The following is a 16,424-nucleotide window of genomic DNA, read 5'->3' on the forward strand; positions in this document are numbered from 1 at the left end:
TCGACCCGGTGTCTTGGAGAAACCGGACCTACGGCAGACGGGTGATCCGGTCCGCCGCGGGCGGGGCCAGGTTCGGGTGAGCACCCAGGTAGGCGATCAGGGCGTCGAGGTCCACCGGGCCACCGGAGAGGTTGGTGCCCTTGGTGAACTCGGTGAAGCCGTCCCCGCCGGCGGCGAGGAAGTTGTTCACCGACACGCGGTACGACGCCGCCGGGTCGACCGGCGTGCCGTTGACCGTGATGCCCGAGATCCGCGAGCCCTGCGGCGCCGACGCCGAGTAGCTGTAGTGCAGCGAGCTCGAGATCTGCAGGAAGCGCGTCGCCGAGCCCTGCCACTGCTGCTCCAGCACGTTCTTCAGGTTCGCGCCGGTCAGCGTGATCGTCTGCATGATGTTCGCGAACGGCTGGACGGTGAACGCCTCGCCGTAGGTCACCACGCCGTCGCCCTCGCCGTTCGGCGACGACTTGTACGTCAGGTCGGCGCGGATGCCGCCCGGGTTGGTCATGGCGATGACCGCGTTGTTCGCCTGCGTGCCCGCGAGCTGCGCGTCGGCGATGACGTCGCCGAGCGGCGACTCGCCGGCCGCGTTGCCCGCCGCCGGCAGGTCCGCGGTGATGGTGCCGACCTGCTTGTTCGCGATCGGGGCGGACTTGGTCTTGGCGTCGGCGACCAGCGCGGCCACGGCCGGGTCCGGCGTGACCGTGCGGGTCACGATCTCGTTGAACGCCTTGGTCTGCGACCGCACGACGTCCCGCGTCTTGCGGCTGATCTTCAGGTCCACCACCGACAGCAGCCGGCCGAACGACGAGCCCTGGATGACCGGGCGCGGCTGGCCGGCCGGGTCGTTGATCACGCAGTTGTACTGCTGGTGGCTGTGCCCGGTGAAGAACGCGTCGACCTTCGGCGTCACCGCGGCGGCGATCGCGGCGGCCGGGCCGGGGCGCAGCTTGCAGTCGTTCGGGCCCTCGACCTCGGTGCCGTCGCCCTGGTGCATCAGCACGACCTGGGCCTTGACGCCGAAGAAGTCGAGCAGGTTCGCGGTCCGGTTGATCGCCTCGACCTCGTCACCGAACTTCAGGCCCTTGATGGCCTCCGGCGTGACGACGGTCGGCAGGTCCTTCAGCGTGGCGCCGATGACGCCGACCGGGATGCCGCCCTCGAACTTGACGGTGAACGGCAACAGCGCGGGCAGGCCGTTGGTGAAGTACACATTGGACCCGATGAACGGGAAGTTCGCACCCTTGAAGGGCTTCTCGAACTGGCAACCGTCGGTCGGGTGGCAGCCGCCGAACTGCATGCGCTGCAGTTCCTTGTAGCCCTCGTCGAACTCGTGGTTGCCGACGACGGACGTGCTGACGCCCAGCATGTTCAGGAAGTCGATGGTCGGCTCGTCGTGGAACAGCGCCGAAACCACCGGCGACGCGCCGATGTTGTCACCGGCGGACACGACGAACGAGTTGGCCACCTGCGCCCGCAGCTGCTTCACGTGCGTGGCCAGGTAAGCGGCGCCGCCGGCGTCCACAGTGGTCCCGTCCGACTGCACCACGCGCCCGCTGGAACCGGACGGCGGCTCCAGGTTGCCGTGCAGGTCGTTGAACCCGATGATCCGGACGTCGGCGGTGGGATCCGGGCGCTGGCCCGCGGACGCGGGTGCGGTGGTCACCGCCGTCGTCGCCAGCGCGGCCGCGGCCAATACCGCAAGCCGGGTCGAAAGCCTCATGAGTGTTTCCTCCGATTCGCGCCCAGGGTCCCCGAACGGGCGCACGGCGGAGGATTCTGCCTCGCGGAGCAGTCACCTACCAGGGTCAAAAGACGGACGTAAAGCGAATGTCACCTAACGGCTTCCGTCGAGCAGCACCCGCGCGACGAGCGCCGGGTCGTCGTTCATCGGCACGTGCCCGCAGCCGGGCAGCAGCCGGAACACCCCGTGCGGCGCGACTTTCCGCAGGTCGGCAAGGCGCGGCCGGGCGAGGATCCGGTCGCGCTCGGCCCAGGCGACGGTCACCGGGACACCGGTGACCGGGCCGGTGAACTGGAAGTCCCCGCGGGACTGCGCCGCGGTCGGCTCGAAGCCCGGGGCGGTGGCGAGCGCGTGGGCGTCCTCGACGACGGTGTCGGGAGTCTGCAGCTCGGGACGTCCGACGATCATCCCGGTGAGGGCGCGGCGCCCGGACGCCGTCGCGGCGATGCGGCGCACGACGTGCGGCGGCGTGCGCCGGGCGAGGGCGCGGTGGGCCTTGAGCGTCGCGATCGCGTAGATCTTCTGGGGCCGGGTCCACAGCCCGGCGGGCGACAACGCCGTGACGCTGCGGACCAGCCCGGCCTGCCCGAGGGCCAGCGAGAGCAGGCCGCCGAGCGAGTTGCCGGCCACGTGCGGCCGGTCGAGCCTGAGGTCGGTGAAGAGCTCCTTGAACATCACCAGCGCCGGCTCGATGCCGTACCCGCCGGCCGGTTCGGGCGACTCGCCGAAGCCGGGCAGGTCGACGGCGATGACGTCGCGCTGGGCCGTGAGCAGCGGGAACACCGGCGCCCACGCCTGGCGGCGGTGGCCGATGCCGTGGATCAGCACCAGCGGCTCGCCGCGGCCCGCGCGGTCGTAGACAACGTCGTCCATGACCCGAGGGTAACGGAAACTACGACCGGCAGTAACAGTTACTTTGCGTCCAGCACGACCCTGGCGCCACTGTCGGCCGACCGCTGGACGGCGTCGAGCACCCGGTGCACGCGCAGGGCGTGCGCGAAGTCCGGCAGGTCGCCCTTGAGGTGGCGGGCGTAGGCGTGCGCGACGTTGTACGACGGCTCGGCGCTGCGGCCGGCCAGCTGCGGCAGCTCGTACCGCGCGGGCACGGTGAGCTTCTCGAGCGTGCCGGTCCGGCTGCCGCGCAGCGTCAGCTTCGCGATCCAGAACAGCGGATCCGCGGCCTCGACGACCAGCGTGCCTTCGGTGCCGTTGATCTCCCAGTGGAAGTTCGTGGCCGGCGACGTCCCGCCGCGCAGGTGCACCGACGCGACGGCGCCCCCGTCCAGGACGCCGCTGACGGCGATCTGGTCCGGCGCGGTCATTTCGACGGACTCGCCGGTGACCTCGTCGCGCACCCGCGGCCGGACGGTCGCCATCGTCGCCGAGAGCTCGGCGAAGCCGCCGAGGACCATGGCGAGGGTGTCGGCGGTGTGCGCGAACGGGATGGTCAGCATCGTCGCCCCGCCCGCGGCGTGCAGCTGGTAGTCGCGGCCGGCCCGCACGCTGGAACCCCAATTCGCGCCCGAAGCGATGAGCGACGTCGAAAGCACGCGGCCGACGTAGCCGTCCTTGATGAGGTCGCGCAGGTAGCGCAACGCCGGCGCCGAGCGCCCCTGCAGGCCGACCGCGGTCGTCTTCTCCCGGGCGGCTTCGGCCAGCGCCTCGGTTTCGGCCAGGCTGACGCCGAGCGGCCACTCGCTCAGCACCTGCTTGCCCGCGGCGAGCGCCGGCTCGATGAGCGCCCGGTGCTCCGGCACCTTCACGGCGACCACGACGAGGTCGACCTCCGGGTGCCGGGCGAGCTCCCCGGCGTCGCCGAAGGTCAGCGGCACGCCGTACTTCTCCCCGGCCACCCGCGCGGACTCTGCGGTGCTGCCGGCGAGCGCGCGGAGTTCGTAGCCGTCCACCGCGGCCAGCGCGGGCACGTGCGCGGTCGCGGCCCAGCCGCCGTTCGCGCTGAGCCCGACGATGCCGACCCGGACCGGTGCCATGGGGGTTCCTTTCGTTGCCTGCAAAGAGTCCGACGCGCCGAGCGTCGTGCCCATTCCCGTATCGGCGCAAGGCGCATCCGGTTACGCCGACATGACATCGGTCACCCGCGGCCCGCCGATCGGCTCCGGACAGGTCGGCCGAGTGGCCGAGGAGCGCGGGCTCATCGACCGAAGCGGCACCGGCGGCAAGATCCATAACGTCGGTGGCATGACGAACGCACAGCTCACAGCCCTGCAGTACGGCTTCATCGGGTTCCTCGCGCTGTGGGCCGTGGTCCTCGTGCCGCAGCTGATCACCCAGCTCGCCCACCACGGCCGCCTGCGCCCGCGCGGGCTCGCGACCACGGCGGCGGTGCTGCTCTACGGCTGCATGACGCTCGCGGTCGTCTTCCTCCCGCTGCCCGGGCCCGGCACGCGCCGGCTGACGCAGACCGTGCAGCTGCACCCGTTCCAGTGGATCGCCGACATCCACACGGAGCTGCTCAAGCACGGCGGGGAGTGGTTAACGACGCAGACGTTCCAGCAGGCGTGCTTGAACGTGCTGCTGTTCGTCCCGCTCGGGGTGTTCGCGCGGATCCTCTGGCGCCGAGGCCTGACCGGCACCGCGCTGATCGGCTTCGCGGCGTCCCTGTTCATCGAGGTCACGCAGCTCACGGCGAACTTCGGCACGGCACCGTACGTCTACCGCATCTTCGACGTCGACGACCTCATGAACAACACGCTCGGCGCGGTGGCCGGCTGGGTGTTCGGGGCGTTGCTGCTGACGCTCCTGCGTTCAACGGTCGACGTGCAGCCGGCCCGGAGCGAGCGGGTCCACCTCGCCGAGACGCGCTAGCCGCGCTTTCCGCTGCAGGGCAGCCCGCTTGGCGGCCCGCCGGTCTTCCAGCACGACGACGAGCGCGGCGACGGCCAGGACCAGCGCGACCAGCCCGAGGACGATCGGAAGCTGCACGAAATCCTCCTCGGTACGGCGCTGTGCGGGAGATCACACAGGTTACGCAGGTCAGTACCGAATCCGCTACCCCCCGCGACGGCGGGCAGGGCCGATGGGCGGGAAGCCGGCCGCCGAAGACGAATCAGCCGAGGTCAGAAGGGCGTGCCGTCCGCGGTGACCTCCACGTCCCGAGCGTGCCGGAAACTGGATCCGTGAGCACCCGACCCACGAAGGACCAGCTGGCCGCGGCGCACAACGCCACCATCCCCGACGTCATCGCCCCGGACCTCGACGTCCTCTTCTGCGGCATCAACCCCGGCCTCTACTCCGGCGCCCTCGGCCAGCACTTCGCCCGCCCCGGCAACCGCTTCTGGCCCGCCCTCCACGGCGGCGGCTTCACCCCGCGGCTCTACGCACCCAGCGAGCAGGACCGGCTCCTCGAACTCCGCCTCGGCATCACGAACGTCGTCGCCCGGACCACCGCCCGCGCCGACGAGCTCACCGACGACGAGCTCCGCGAAGGCGGGCAGATCTTGACCGCCAAAGTCCTCGAGTACCGGCCGCGGTGGCTGGCCGTTGTCGGGATCACCGCCTACCGGACCGCGTTCGGCTCCCCGAAGGCGCGCGTCGGCCGTCAGGAGCACCGGATAGGTGACACCCGGGTGTGGGTGCTTCCCAACCCGAGCGGGCTCAACGCGCACTGGACACCGGCCGGCCTGGCGGCCGAGTTCGCCCTGCTTCGGACCGCATCCGAAGACTGTCGAAATCGTTGAACGGACTGCGGGCCACCCTCAGTAGCGCCGACTGCCCCTTCAGGCCCCTTCCCGCCCGGCCGAGCCAGCTCTCCAAGATCGTCTTCTACGGAAAGTTTGCTGTGACCGGCGGATTGGGCCATGAGGGGGATTTGGCGTCATGAGCTGCGCAATCGCGACTCGTACCAAGCAGGAGGAGTCACTTCTGACCGGTCCTGGCAGGGGGACCGGGCGGCGCCGGGAGGCGTCCCAGGAGCGACGGCGCAGAGACGGAGGCCCGCGATGCACGGCATCGAGCCCACCCGCAGGCCCGCGGGGCCCGCCGGACCAGGCGCGCGCAGCCTCGGCGTGGCGGTCGTCGATCCGGTGCCCATCTTCCGCGACGGTCTCGCCGCGCTCGTGCACCGCAGCCAGGGGTTGCACTGGGCCGGGCAGGCCGCCAGCCACCACGCCGCCCTGCAGCTCTGCGAACAGGTCAAACCGGACGTCGTCGTCCTGGACTCGGCGCTGGACCCCAACTGCCACCTGACCAAGCTGCTCAACGCCGGCGACCCGGCGCTGATCCTGGTCACCCTGATCCGTGACACGAATCGCACCCAGCAGTACCTCGCCGCCGCGATCGCCGCGGGCGCGCACGCGATCGTGCCGCGGTCGATCGATTCACGCCGGCTCGCCGAAGCGATCCGGCGGGCGCACAGCGAACGCCGTTACATCGACCCGGCGCTGGCCGCCCTGACCGCCCGGCCGAAGCGCACGACCGCCCCGAAGGGCGACCTCGCCCACGACAGCCCGCCGTCGCCGCGCGGCGGGATGCCGCTGTCCAGGCGCGAGTACCAAGTCCTCCAGCTGGTCGCCGAAGGGCTCGAAAACTCGGCGATCGCGAAGCTGCTGTTCCTGTCCGTCGAAACCGTCCGGACCCACGTGAAGAGCATCCTGCGCAAGCTTTCCGCCCGGGACCGGACACATGCCGTGACGATCGCCTTCCGCAGCGGGATCCTGATCGCCCGGCCCGAAGACGGCTACGTCCCGGTGACGGCGGACACAACGGCGATCCCGGGCCACCGCTGACGTCTCATCCCCAGGAAGAAGACAACATTCGAGTGGATTTCCGATACTCGGAAGTGCGGATCTGCTTGCCCTGGTTACCCGCAGGTAATATCCTGAAGTTACCGGCGAGTAAGGCGAACATGTGCCCGGCCGGGGAGCCGAACACATTGGAGTGACGACATGGGCCACTACAAGAGCAACGTCCGAGACCTGGAGTTCAACCTCTTCGAGGTACTCGGCGTGCAGGAGCGCCTGGGCAAGGGTGTGCTCGCCGAATCCGACGAAGAGACCGCCCGCGGGGTGCTGTCCGAGCTGAACAAGCTCGCGACCGGCCCGCTCGCCGAGTCCTTCGCCGACGCCGACCGCAACCCGCCCGTGTACGACCCGAAGACGTTCAGCGTCAAGATCCCCGAGTCCTTCAAGAAGAGCTACCAGCAGCTCATCGAGGGCGAATGGTGGCGGCTCGGCCTGACCAACGACCTCGGCGGCTTCGGTCTCCCCCCGACGGTGCAGTGGGCGGCGTCCGAGCTCATCCTCGGCGCGAACGCCCCGCTGTTCATGTACATGGCGGGCCCGAACTTCGCCATGATCGTCGACAAGAACGGCACCGAAGAGCAGAAGCACTGGGCCCGGATCATGATCGACCGGGCCTGGGGCGCCACCATGGTGCTGACCGAGCCGGACGCCGGCTCCGACGTCGGCGCGGGCCGCACCAAGGCCACCAAGCAGGAGGACGGCTCCTGGCACATCGACGGCGTGAAGCGGTTCATCACCTCCGCCGAGCACGACATGAGCGAAAACATCATGCACCTCGTGCTGGCCCGCCCCGAGGGCCCGGGCATCGAGACCAAGCCGGGCACCAAGGGCCTGTCGCTGTTCCTCGTGCCGAAGTTCCACTTCGACACCAAGACCGGTGAGCTGGGCGAGCGCAACGGCGCCTTCGTCACCGGCGTCGAGCACAAGATGGGCATCAAGGCCTCGACGACCTGCGAGCTGACCTTCGGCCAGCACGGCACCCCGGCCAAGGGCTGGCTGCTCGGCGAGGTGCACGACGGCATCGCGCAGATGTTCCAGGTCATCGAGTACGCCCGGATGATGGTCGGCACGAAGGCCATCGCGACGCTGTCGACGGGTTACCTCAACGCGCTCGAGTACGCCAAGGAGCGCGTCCAGGGCGCCGACCTGCCGAACATGCTGAACAAGACCGCCCCGCGCGTCACCATCACGCACCACCCGGACGTCCGCCGCTCGCTGATGCTGCAGAAGGCGTACGCCGAGGGCCTGCGCGCGGTCTACCTGTACACCGCCTCCTTCCAGGACCAGCTGTGGACCGGCGAGGGCGACCAGAAGCTCGCGCACGGCGTCAACGACCTGCTGCTGCCGATCGTCAAGGGCGTCGGCTCCGAGCGCGCCACCGAGCAGCTCGTACAGTCGCTGCAGACGCTGGGCGGCTCCGGCTTCCTGCAGGACTACCCGATCGAGCAGTACATCCGCGACGCCAAGATCGACTCGCTGTACGAGGGCACCACGGCCATCCAGTCGCTGGACTTCTTCTTCCGGAAGATCGTCCGCGACAAGGGCCAGTCGCTGGCCTTTGTGGCCGGCGAGATCACCAAGTTCATCGAGTCCGAGGCGGGCAACGGCCGGCTCAAGAACGAGCGCGCGCTGCTCAAGCAGGCCCTCGAGGACACCCAGGGCATGCTCGGCTCGCTGATCGGCTACCTGACCGCGTCGCAGAATGACCCGCAGAGCATCAACAAGGTCGGCCAGCACACGGTCCGCCTGCTGATGTCGGTCGGTGACCTGCTCATCGGCTGGCAGCTGCTCAAGCACGCCGAGGTCGCCATCGGCAAGCTCGACGCGGGCGCGTCCGCCAAGGACGTCCCGTTCTACGAGGGCAAGATCGCCGTGGCCTCGTTCTTCTCGAAGCAGGTGCTGCCGGAGCTGACCGCCCGCCGCGCCATCGTGGAGGCCGCCGACAACGCGCTCATGGAGATCGACGAAGCCGCGTTCTGATCAACGCGTTCGGCCGAAGGGCCCCTTCCCACCCGGGAAGGGGCCCTTCGCGTTTCGGGGTCGGGAAGCCGGGGAATTCCGTCTGCGAGTTCGCGGGACCGAGTGGCCGGACCCGCGATCACCGAGAGGAGAAAGTGATGACTGTCGCCGGCATCATCAGCGCCATCATCGTCGGGCTGATCATCGGCGTTCTGGGCCGGCTGGTCGCTCCCGGCAAGCAGAACATCCCGATCTGGCTGACCATCGTGATCGGTATCATCGCCGCCTTCATCGGTACGGCCATCGCCCGTGGGCTGGGCTACGCCGACACGAACGGCATCGACTGGCTGGAGATCCTCACCCAGGTCGTGCTGGCCGCGATCGGTGTCAGCATCGCCGCGGGTGCCTACGGCCGTCGCGGGGTAACGAGGTAACGCTTTCGGCTTTCGGCCCGGCCGGTACACCTTCGGGTGAACCGGCCGGGCCTTTCCGTGGCTACCGCAGGGCCGACGCGCGGGCGAGCGCGACGGCGAACCCGACGCCCACCAGCAGCAGAGCCGCGGCCCAGGTCATCGTCGTGGTGATGGCGTGCGCGGACGACTTGGCGGCGAGCGTCAGGAAGAGGCTCCCGAACGTCGCGACGCCGACCACCTGGCCGAGCTGCAACGTCGTCGTGAGCAGGCCGCTCGCGTCCGCCGCGCTTTCGAGCGGGACGTGGGTCAGCGCGTGCGCCATCAGCGACCCGAACGCCAGGCCCATGGAGAGGCCGAACAGCAGGAGCGCGGCGAAGAACAGCGCACCACCCTTTCCGCCGTCCTTCAGGCTGAACCCGAGCAACGCGTAGGCGGCCGCAGACCCCGCGTAGCCGCACGGCGTCAGTGCCGCGTGGACGCGTTCGGGCAGCTTGTGCCAGAAGAACCCGCAGATGCCGAAGACCACGCCGCCGGGCGCCATGGTGAGCCCGGCCGCCAGCGCCGTCTCCCCGAGGCCGGCCTGCAGGTGCAAGGCCACGCAGAACAGGAAACCGCCGTAGGACGCCACGCCGGTGGCCAGCGCGGCCAGTCCCGGTGCGACCCCGCGGATCTTGAGGACGCCGAGGTTGACTAGCGGGTCGCGCACCCGGCGTTCCACGACCACGAACAGCACCGCCAGCAGGGCGCCCGCCGCGAGCGAGAGGAACGTCCACACCGGCCAGCCGGTGTCGTGCCCGAGGACGAGCGGCAGGACGATGAGCACCACCGCGGGCACGGCGAGGGCCAGGCCGGCGAGGTCGAGCCGGCGGCCCGCTTTCGCCGCCCCGCCGGGTACGAGACGCACGGCGAGCGCGGCGACGAGCACCCCGATCGGCACGTTCACCAGGAAGATGGGCCGCCAGCCCGCGCCGAAGAGGTCCGCGCCGACGAGCACGCCACCGAGCACCTGGCCGGACACGAACGCGACCGAGATGACCGCGGTGTACGCGCTGAGCGCCTTGGCCCGCGCGGCGCCGCTGAACTGCGCCTGGATGACGCTGATGACCTGCGGCATCATCAGCGCCGCGCCGGCGCCCTGGGCGATCCGCGCGACGATCAGCGTGACCGGGTCCGGCGCGAACCCGCAGAGCAGCGAACAGACGGTGAAGGCGATGACGCCGGTGACGAACAGCCGTCGCCGCCCGAACAGCTCGCCGAGGCGGGCGCCGGTGATCAGGAGCATCGCGTAGCCCACGGTGTAGCCGGAAACGACGAGCTGCAGCGCGGCGCCGGAGGCGTGCAGGTCGGTGCGGATGTCGGTCATGGCGACGTTCACGACGGTGACGTCGAGCAGCGCCATGAACTGGCCGAGCAGCAGGACGGCCAGCATGAACCACGGCCGCGCGGCCCGGTCCGGGATGGCCGGGGCTTCGGTGGTCAGAGTCATGGCTCTGACCTTGGGGTTCTTCGGTTGCGGGCGGAGAGAGCCTGCTGATGCTGGTACCGGCAGCACCCGCTTCGGCGAAAAATGTCGTACCCCTCCGGCACCATGCTCGGTATGACGTCAACGCAGGTCCACACCAGCCGCCGGGAGGAACTCGGCCAGTTCCTCAAGGCGTGCCGGGCGCGGATCGGCCCGGAGGAGGTCGGGCTGCCGCCCGGCGTGCGCCGCCGCACCAGCGGGCTGCGGCGGGAGGAGGTCGCGCTGCTCGCCGGCGTCGGCGTCACCTGGTACACGTGGCTCGAGCAGGGGCGGCCGATCAACGCGAGCTCGCAGGTGCTCGACGCGGTGGCGCGCACGCTGCGGATGGACCACCCCGAGCGGGAGCACCTGTACCGGCTGGCGGAGCTGACACCGTCGCGGCTGCCGTCGTCGGTCGAGGTCGTGCCGGACGCGGTGCGCGAGGTGCTGCGCGCGCTCGATCCGCTGCCGGCCACGGTGATCAACGGCCGGTTCGACATCCTCGCGTCGAACGCGGCGCAGGAGGAGCTGTTCTGGGAGTGGCACAGCCTGCCGTGCCTGCACAAGAACCTGCTGTGGTGCTGCGTGACCGAGCCGAACGCGCGGCGGATGCTGCTGAACTACGACGAGGAGGTCCCGCACATGGTCGCGCGGATGCGGGCCGAGTACGGCAGGCACGTCGGTGACCCGTCGTGGGACGAGGACATCCGGCGGCTGGCGGAGCTGAGCCCCGAATTCGCGGAGCTGTGGGCGCGGCACGAGGTCGCGGAACCGCGGCCGCGGTTGCGGGAGTTCCAGCACCCGCGGGCGGGCCGGATGCGCCTCCGCCTGACCGAGCTGGCCGTGTCGGAGGCACCGGGCCTGCGGATCCAGGTGTCCACTCCGGACGACGCGTCGACGTGGGCGCTGCTGCCGTTGACCCGGAGATCGTCATGACATCAGTGGAGCTGAGCGATCAGGGGCTGACGTCGGTGCCGTTGCTTCCACCCGATGTCACGCGGCTCGATCTGTACCAGAACGCGATCGCGGAGGTACCCGCGTCGCTGTGGTCGCTGACGTCGTTGCGCGTGCTGAACCTGGCGGCGAACCGGATTTCGGTGCTGCCGCCGGGAATTTCGGCGCTGACGTCGTTGCACACGCTCGACCTGGCGCACAACCGGTTCGAGTCGTTGCCCGGCGAGCTGGGCGAGCTGGCCGGGCTCACCGAGTACCTGTACGTCAGCGACAACCGGCTGACGAAGTTCCCGGACGCCTGGTGCGGGCTGGGGAAGCTGCGGTACCTGGGGTGCACGGACAACCGGCTCACGTCGTTGCCGTCGGACCTCTCGGGGTTCGCGGCGCTGCGCGAGCTCCGGTTGTACCGCAACGAGCTGACCTCGCTGCCCGAGTCGATCGGCGCGCTGGGTGCGTTGCGGGAGCTGCATTTACGCGGCAACCGGCTCACTTCACTGCCGTCGTCGATCGGCTTGCTGAGCGAGCTGCGTCAGCTGGACCTGCGGGAGAACGCGTTGACGACGTTGCCGGCGTCGCTCGCCCGGCTGTCCAAATTGGACAAGCTGGATCTCCGGTGGAACAAGCAGCTGCGAGAGCCGGCGTGGCTGCGCGACTTCGAGGAGGCGGGGTGCATGGTCCTTCGCTGACAACTCAACAAAGGATGGTCGGACGCGGGCCGTAGGTGGCCGTGTGCGACGTCCGCCGGAGCTCGGTGCCGCTCGCGAGGTCGTAGAGCACGCGCGTGTCGGTGACGCTGAAACCGGAGGAGCCGATCGACGGCTGGCACGCGGCCGCCCCACCGGAGCCGAACTGGATGGGCGGCGGGTCGCCGGGGGTCTGCGCGCCGGTTTGGCCCTCGACGCGGAAGTGCCGGGTGCCCCAGATCCGGACGGTCACCGAGCCGCCGGAGACGGTGGCCTGGACGGCGATGCCGGTCGTCGCGTCGTTGGTGAGCTTGAGCTCGACGGGGCTGCCGTCGGCGTTGACGGCCTTGGCGTCGCGCCCGACAGGGTAGCGGTCGAGGTAGTGGTCGTGCTCGAGGTGGCCGGCGTCGGTCAGGCCGGCGAGGTAGGCGGCGTTGTACAAAGTGGACGCCAGCTGGGAGACGCCGCCGCCGACCACGTCCGGGCCGGTGCCGTCCTCGTCGACCGGGGCGGGCACGTAGCCGGCGTCCGCGGTGCGCGGGCCGGAGCGGCCGCCGAGGCTGAACGTCTCGCCGGGCTTGACGATCGTGCCGGACACGCGCGCGGCGAGCGTCCGGTTGTTCGTCTCGGCCGGGCCGATCAGGCCACCGGTGGTGAACTCGCCGATGACCTCCTTGATGCCGAGCGCGCTGGCGGCGTCGGTGGTCACGCTGGGCGTCGACGCGCTGTAGACGACGGGCAGGTCTCGGCCGTCGGTCTTCTTGAGCACGTCGATGAGGGGGAGGAAGGTCTTCTCCCAGTCCACCTTGCGGGCGTCCTCGGAGGGCTCGACGGTCGGCTGGTCGCCGGTGAAGACGATCTGCGCGTCCTTGCCGTCGGTCTCGGTGCTCGCCAGCGGGTCCTTGAGGGCGGCCTGCAGCTTGCCCTGGTCGATGCGGACCTCCACGGCCCCGCCTTCGACGGCGGCGAACTGGAACGACGACGCGATAGTGGCGGGCTTGAGCGGAACGTCCTTGCCCTCGCCGTGCACGACGACGGGCTTCGCGACGGCGGGGACAACGATCTGCTGACAGGCGGCCTGCACCCCGGCGGCGGTCGCGCGCACGGGCGTGATCGCCATGGCGAGCGTGACCCCGCCGCGGTCGAGCCAGTGATCGGTGACGGTGTGCACGGCCCCGGCCAGATCGGTGAGCTGCTGGCCCTGCCGCGGCAGGATGGGGTGGGCGCTGACCCCGCCGTCGCTGCCGGCGATGGGGGTGAACCCGACCGAGCCTTCGGTGGCGGGGTGGTTCAGCTTGCCCTCGGCCAGCTCCCGAACGGCCTCGGCGATCCGGTTCTGGTCGGTGCGCGTGGCGACCCCGACCTCGCGGCTGGTGAAGAAGGACATGATCCGCGTGATCGGACTGAGCGGCTGGTGCCCGGCGAGCCCCAGGGTGTTCGGCCAGTCGAGCCCCAGCCCGGACTGCGAAGGCACGAGTTCGCCTTGAACATCCCCGCCGTGCACGACGACGGGCCGAATCAGCCGAGGTTCGAGCTCCTTCCGCAGCTTGGCCTCGGCCTCGGCATGGCTGAGCCCGCCAACGTCGATCCCGGCCACGGTGACCCCACGCGGCACGTCCCCGGCGCTGACGGCGAGATCGATGGCGTAAAGGATGACGAAGAGCCCGAGGGCGAGCCCGATGGTCATCATGGTCCGGGCAACACCCTTGCGCAGCTTCCGGGCGGGAGTATCGGGAACCGGCGGCGGCGCGGGGGTCTCGAGGAGCTCGCCGAGCAGATCATCGGAGAAGAGATCGGTCCCGCCATTGTCAGGAGCCGGCGCCGGGACAACAGGAGGCCAAGCAGGAACGACTTCGGTCGTGGGCGCGGCAATCACCCCGACCGCGGTCGGCGCCTCGGCGGCAACCGCGGGCACCTCGACGGCAGTGGGCCACTCAGGCGCCGGATCGACCGGCTCCGCCACCGGCGACTCAACGGCGGTAGGCGCAGGTGGTTGAGCGGTCTCGGGCTCGGCGGCCGGCGCAGGCGCCAGCTCGGCCGCGGTCAGCGGCTCACCAGGCGCAGGTCCCGGTTCGAGCTCAGCCGCAGTCGGCGCGGCGACGCTCGCGGGCGGCTCGGCGGCGTCCGCGGGCCCCGGCTCGGCGGCCGTGGCCGGCAACTCCGCAATCGCCCCCTCGGTGGCGAGCTTGCGGTCCTCCGCGCCCTCGCTTACCTCTTCGTCTGCCACGCGCCTGCCTTTCGCGGGACCCGACCTACAGGTAGAGCCCCGTCCCGTGCTCGGTGCGCTCGGTCGCCACCGCGTGGATGTCGCGTTCGCGCATCACCAGGTGCCCCTCACCCTGGATCTCGACCTCGAGCTGGTCCTCCGGGTTGAAGAGCACGCGGTCGCCGGTCTTGACGTTTCGCACGCTGTTGCCTACGCCCAGTACATCACCCCACGCCAGGCGGCGCGCGACCTGCGCCGTCGCGGGGATCACGATGCCGCCGCTGCTGCGGCGCTCTCCCTCTTCCGGCGACAGCCGCACGAGTACCCGGTCGTGCAGCATCTGGATTTCGAGTTTCGGCCCGTCAGACACGGCCTGCATGTTACCCGCCGGTCGCGGGCGTACCGGCCATGACCAGGCTCAATTCGCTGACGCCGCCGTCCTCGATGCGGATCGGGACGCCCCAGTCCTGGCGGGTGATCCGGCACGCCGGGTGCTCGCCACCGTCGTCGCAGCTCGCGGCCTGGGCCACGACCTGCAGCACACCCTCCGTGACGCCCGGGGCCAGGCGGATCTTGCGGTTCAGATCCGTCCCCGTCCCGCCGCCGTCGGCCAGCAGCGCTGGCGGGGACGCGCTGATCTCCAGCCGCGTCGACGGGCCGAAACGGTCGTCCAGCTTCTCGCCGGGCGGGGCCGTGAACACCACCGAGAAGTCGATCTCGCCCGGGGCGAGCACCGTCGGCGGGCGGCGGACCGCGTGCGCGTCACCGGTGACGACCGTCGGCTCGGCGGCCGGCAGCGGGCCGAGGCGGTTGCCCGCGGACTCGACGACCAGCAGCTCGCCGTCGTGCAGCAGCAGCCCCTGGGGCTCGGCGAGCCCGGTGGCGATCGTGGTCACCTCGCGGGTGAAGACGTCGAAGCGGCGGACAGCGCCGTTGTAGGTGTCGGCGATCGCGATCTTGTCGCCGGGCAGCACCGCCAAGCCCAGCGGGTGCTGGAGCAGCGCTTTGTCGGCCGGGCCGTCGGTGTGGCCGAAGGAGAACAGGTCGACGCCGATCGCCGTCTGCACGGTGAACGTCTCGCCGTCGGGCTCGATCCAGCGCAGCGCCGACGTCTCCGCGTCGACCAGCCACAGCTTGTCGCCGTCCACGGCCAGGCCGGACGTCTGCGCGAAGAACGCTTCGCCGGCGTCGCCGTCGCGCAGGCCTTCGACGGTCGTGCCGGCGAAGCGGCGGATCGTGCCGCCGACCGGGTCGAACACGCTCAGCGTGTGGTTGCCCGCCATGGCGACGACCACCCCGCCGGCCGGACCCCACCAGGCGACGTCCCACGGGCTCGTGAGGTCGACCGTGACGGCTTTGCCCGAGTCCGGCCCGCTGCGCCACTGGGCGCCGGTGCCGGCGACCGTCGTCACCTCGCCGGTGATCAGGTCGAGGCCGCGCAGCCGGTGGCCGGCCGTGTCGGCGACGACGGCGTGGTAGCCGACGCGCTCGGCGATGTCGTACGGCAGGAGCGCGATGCCCGACGGCTCGGTGAAGGTCGCGATGTCGAACGGACCGTCCTGGCCACCGCGGGCTCCGCTGCCGAAGCGGCGGATGACGGTCTCGCCGTCCGAAGCGAACTCGACGATCGCGTGGTGCCCGGTGTCGGCGACCAGGACGCGCCCTTCGGCGGTGGCAACGGCCTTGCTCGGGAACCGCAGCTCGCCGGGCTGCTCCTCGACCGGCACGTACGGGCTGCCGCCGCGCCGCAGCGTCCCCTTCGCTTCGTGCTTCGTCACGAGGTCGGCGATGACGCGGCGAAGCGCCTCTTCGTGCCCTTCGCCCGCGGCGACGTGCACGACGTACCCCTCGGGGTCGACGACGACGAGCGTCGGCCACGCGCGGACCGCGTACTGCGACCACAGCTCCATCTTGGGGTCGTTGACCACCGGGTGGTGCACGTCGTAGCGCCGGACCGCGGCTTCGATCGAGGCGCGCTCGCCCTCGTGCAGGAACTTCGGCGAGTGGACACCGATGGTGACCAGCACGTCCGCGAACTCGGCCTCCAGCGGGCGCAGTTCATCCAGCACGTGGAGGCAGTTGATGCAGCCGCTGGTCCAGAAGTCCAGCAGAACGATGCGCCCGCGCAGCTCGGCGAGGGTGAGGGGGCGGTCGCCGGTGTTCAGCCAGACGTCGCCGCGCAGCTCGGGAGCACGCACGCGGCTCTG

Annotated in this window: 15 protein-coding genes; 7 read left to right on the forward strand and 8 right to left on the reverse strand. The window is 70.7% G+C overall.

Features of this window, described 5'->3' with window-relative positions; translation table 11 throughout:
* Nucleotides 1–28: 28 nt before the first annotated feature.
* From H5965_RS11610 to H5965_RS11620, 3 genes are all read right to left on the reverse strand, one after another.
* Nucleotides 29–1,720, reverse strand: coding sequence for a bifunctional metallophosphatase/5'-nucleotidase (locus H5965_RS11610; protein WP_310969603.1), 1,692 nt, complete (start codon nucleotides 1,718–1,720; stop codon nucleotides 29–31).
* 114 nt (nucleotides 1,721–1,834) lie between these two features.
* Complete coding sequence (locus tag H5965_RS11615; RefSeq protein WP_310969604.1) at nucleotides 1,835–2,614, reverse strand: alpha/beta fold hydrolase; 780 nt, start codon at nucleotides 2,612–2,614, stop codon at nucleotides 1,835–1,837.
* A gap of 38 nt (nucleotides 2,615–2,652) precedes the next feature.
* Nucleotides 2,653–3,732, reverse strand: coding sequence for a Gfo/Idh/MocA family oxidoreductase (locus tag H5965_RS11620; RefSeq protein WP_310969605.1), 1,080 nt, complete (start codon nucleotides 3,730–3,732; stop codon nucleotides 2,653–2,655).
* 208 nt (nucleotides 3,733–3,940) lie between these two features.
* On the opposite strand from H5965_RS11620, the gene H5965_RS11625 reads away from it, so the two are divergent.
* Nucleotides 3,941–4,567 carry a VanZ family protein gene (locus H5965_RS11625; protein WP_310969606.1) on the forward strand — a complete coding sequence of 209 codons (627 nt, stop codon included), beginning with the start codon at nucleotides 3,941–3,943 and terminating at the stop codon, nucleotides 4,565–4,567.
* Here H5965_RS11625 and H5965_RS11630 read toward each other — a convergent pair.
* Nucleotides 4,508–4,684: a hypothetical protein gene (locus H5965_RS11630; RefSeq protein WP_003058066.1), complete on the reverse strand. Its 177-nt coding sequence runs from the start codon at nucleotides 4,682–4,684 to the stop codon at nucleotides 4,508–4,510. The genes H5965_RS11625 and H5965_RS11630 overlap by 60 nt on opposite strands.
* A 194-nt stretch (nucleotides 4,685–4,878) precedes the next feature.
* Between H5965_RS11630 and mug the strand changes: the two genes are divergently transcribed.
* From mug to H5965_RS11650, 4 genes are all read left to right on the forward strand, one after another.
* Nucleotides 4,879–5,439, forward strand: coding sequence for a G/U mismatch-specific DNA glycosylase (gene mug / locus H5965_RS11635; protein WP_310969607.1), 561 nt, complete (start codon nucleotides 4,879–4,881; stop codon nucleotides 5,437–5,439).
* A gap of 261 nt (nucleotides 5,440–5,700) precedes the next feature.
* Nucleotides 5,701–6,486 carry a response regulator transcription factor gene (locus H5965_RS11640; RefSeq protein WP_310969608.1) on the forward strand — a complete coding sequence of 262 codons (786 nt, stop codon included), beginning with the start codon at nucleotides 5,701–5,703 and terminating at the stop codon, nucleotides 6,484–6,486.
* 159 nt (nucleotides 6,487–6,645) lie between these two features.
* Nucleotides 6,646–8,481 carry an acyl-CoA dehydrogenase gene (locus H5965_RS11645; RefSeq protein WP_310969609.1) on the forward strand — a complete coding sequence of 612 codons (1,836 nt, stop codon included), beginning with the start codon at nucleotides 6,646–6,648 and terminating at the stop codon, nucleotides 8,479–8,481.
* Nucleotides 8,482–8,618: 137 nt separating this feature from the next.
* Nucleotides 8,619–8,894, forward strand: a complete 276-nt coding sequence (locus tag H5965_RS11650; protein WP_176173976.1) for a GlsB/YeaQ/YmgE family stress response membrane protein — start codon at nucleotides 8,619–8,621, stop codon at nucleotides 8,892–8,894.
* 61 nt (nucleotides 8,895–8,955) lie between these two features.
* Here the strand turns inward: H5965_RS11650 and H5965_RS11655 are convergent, their stop codons facing one another.
* Complete coding sequence (locus tag H5965_RS11655; RefSeq protein ID WP_310969610.1) at nucleotides 8,956–10,359, reverse strand: MFS transporter; 1,404 nt, start codon at nucleotides 10,357–10,359, stop codon at nucleotides 8,956–8,958.
* A gap of 111 nt (nucleotides 10,360–10,470) precedes the next feature.
* On the opposite strand from H5965_RS11655, the gene H5965_RS11660 reads away from it, so the two are divergent.
* Together H5965_RS11660 and H5965_RS11665 are read left to right on the forward strand one after the other, a co-directional pair.
* Nucleotides 10,471–11,310 carry a helix-turn-helix transcriptional regulator gene (locus H5965_RS11660; protein WP_310969611.1) on the forward strand — a complete coding sequence of 280 codons (840 nt, stop codon included), beginning with the start codon at nucleotides 10,471–10,473 and terminating at the stop codon, nucleotides 11,308–11,310.
* A complete protein-coding gene (locus H5965_RS11665; RefSeq protein ID WP_310969612.1) occupies nucleotides 11,307–12,014 on the forward strand; it encodes a leucine-rich repeat domain-containing protein in 708 nt (235 codons plus the stop codon). The genes H5965_RS11660 and H5965_RS11665 overlap by 4 nt, the downstream gene beginning before the upstream one ends.
* Before the next feature lie 4 nt (nucleotides 12,015–12,018).
* Here the strand turns inward: H5965_RS11665 and H5965_RS11670 are convergent, their stop codons facing one another.
* The 3 genes from H5965_RS11670 to H5965_RS11680 form a co-directional block, all read right to left on the reverse strand.
* Nucleotides 12,019–14,058, reverse strand: coding sequence for a VanW family protein (locus H5965_RS11670; protein WP_396136894.1), 2,040 nt, complete (start codon nucleotides 14,056–14,058; stop codon nucleotides 12,019–12,021).
* 205 nt (nucleotides 14,059–14,263) lie between these two features.
* Nucleotides 14,264–14,596: a co-chaperone GroES gene (locus H5965_RS11675; RefSeq protein WP_013230909.1), complete on the reverse strand. Its 333-nt coding sequence runs from the start codon at nucleotides 14,594–14,596 to the stop codon at nucleotides 14,264–14,266.
* A gap of 1 nt (nucleotide 14,597) precedes the next feature.
* A complete protein-coding gene (locus tag H5965_RS11680; protein WP_310969699.1) occupies nucleotides 14,598–16,415 on the reverse strand; it encodes an NHL domain-containing thioredoxin family protein in 1,818 nt (605 codons plus the stop codon).
* Between the last annotated feature and the right edge of the window lie 9 nt (nucleotides 16,416–16,424).

Source organism: Amycolatopsis sp. 505 (assembly GCF_031625235.1).
Taxonomy (GTDB): domain Bacteria; phylum Actinomycetota; class Actinomycetes; order Mycobacteriales; family Pseudonocardiaceae; genus Amycolatopsis.

Excerpts from the sequence above, each read along its gene's own strand:
- H5965_RS11610 (WP_310969603.1), bottom strand. The coding sequence starts at position 1,720 with ATGAGGCTTTCGACCCGGCTTGCGGTATTGGCCGCGGCCGCGCTGGCG.
- H5965_RS11615 (WP_310969604.1), bottom strand. The coding sequence starts at position 2,614 with ATGGACGACGTTGTCTACGACCGCGCGGGCCGCGGCGAGCCGCTGGTG.
- H5965_RS11620 (WP_310969605.1), bottom strand. The coding sequence starts at position 3,732 with ATGGCACCGGTCCGGGTCGGCATCGTCGGGCTCAGCGCGAACGGCGGC.
- H5965_RS11625 (WP_310969606.1), top strand. The coding sequence starts at position 3,941 with ATGACGAACGCACAGCTCACAGCCCTGCAGTACGGCTTCATCGGGTTC.
- H5965_RS11640 (WP_310969608.1), top strand. The coding sequence starts at position 5,701 with ATGCACGGCATCGAGCCCACCCGCAGGCCCGCGGGGCCCGCCGGACCA.
- H5965_RS11645 (WP_310969609.1), top strand. The coding sequence starts at position 6,646 with ATGGGCCACTACAAGAGCAACGTCCGAGACCTGGAGTTCAACCTCTTC.
- H5965_RS11650 (WP_176173976.1), top strand. The coding sequence starts at position 8,619 with ATGACTGTCGCCGGCATCATCAGCGCCATCATCGTCGGGCTGATCATC.
- H5965_RS11655 (WP_310969610.1), bottom strand. The coding sequence starts at position 10,359 with ATGACTCTGACCACCGAAGCCCCGGCCATCCCGGACCGGGCCGCGCGG.
- H5965_RS11660 (WP_310969611.1), top strand. The coding sequence starts at position 10,471 with ATGACGTCAACGCAGGTCCACACCAGCCGCCGGGAGGAACTCGGCCAG.
- H5965_RS11665 (WP_310969612.1), top strand. The coding sequence starts at position 11,307 with ATGACATCAGTGGAGCTGAGCGATCAGGGGCTGACGTCGGTGCCGTTG.
- H5965_RS11675 (WP_013230909.1), bottom strand. The coding sequence starts at position 14,596 with ATGCAGGCCGTGTCTGACGGGCCGAAACTCGAAATCCAGATGCTGCAC.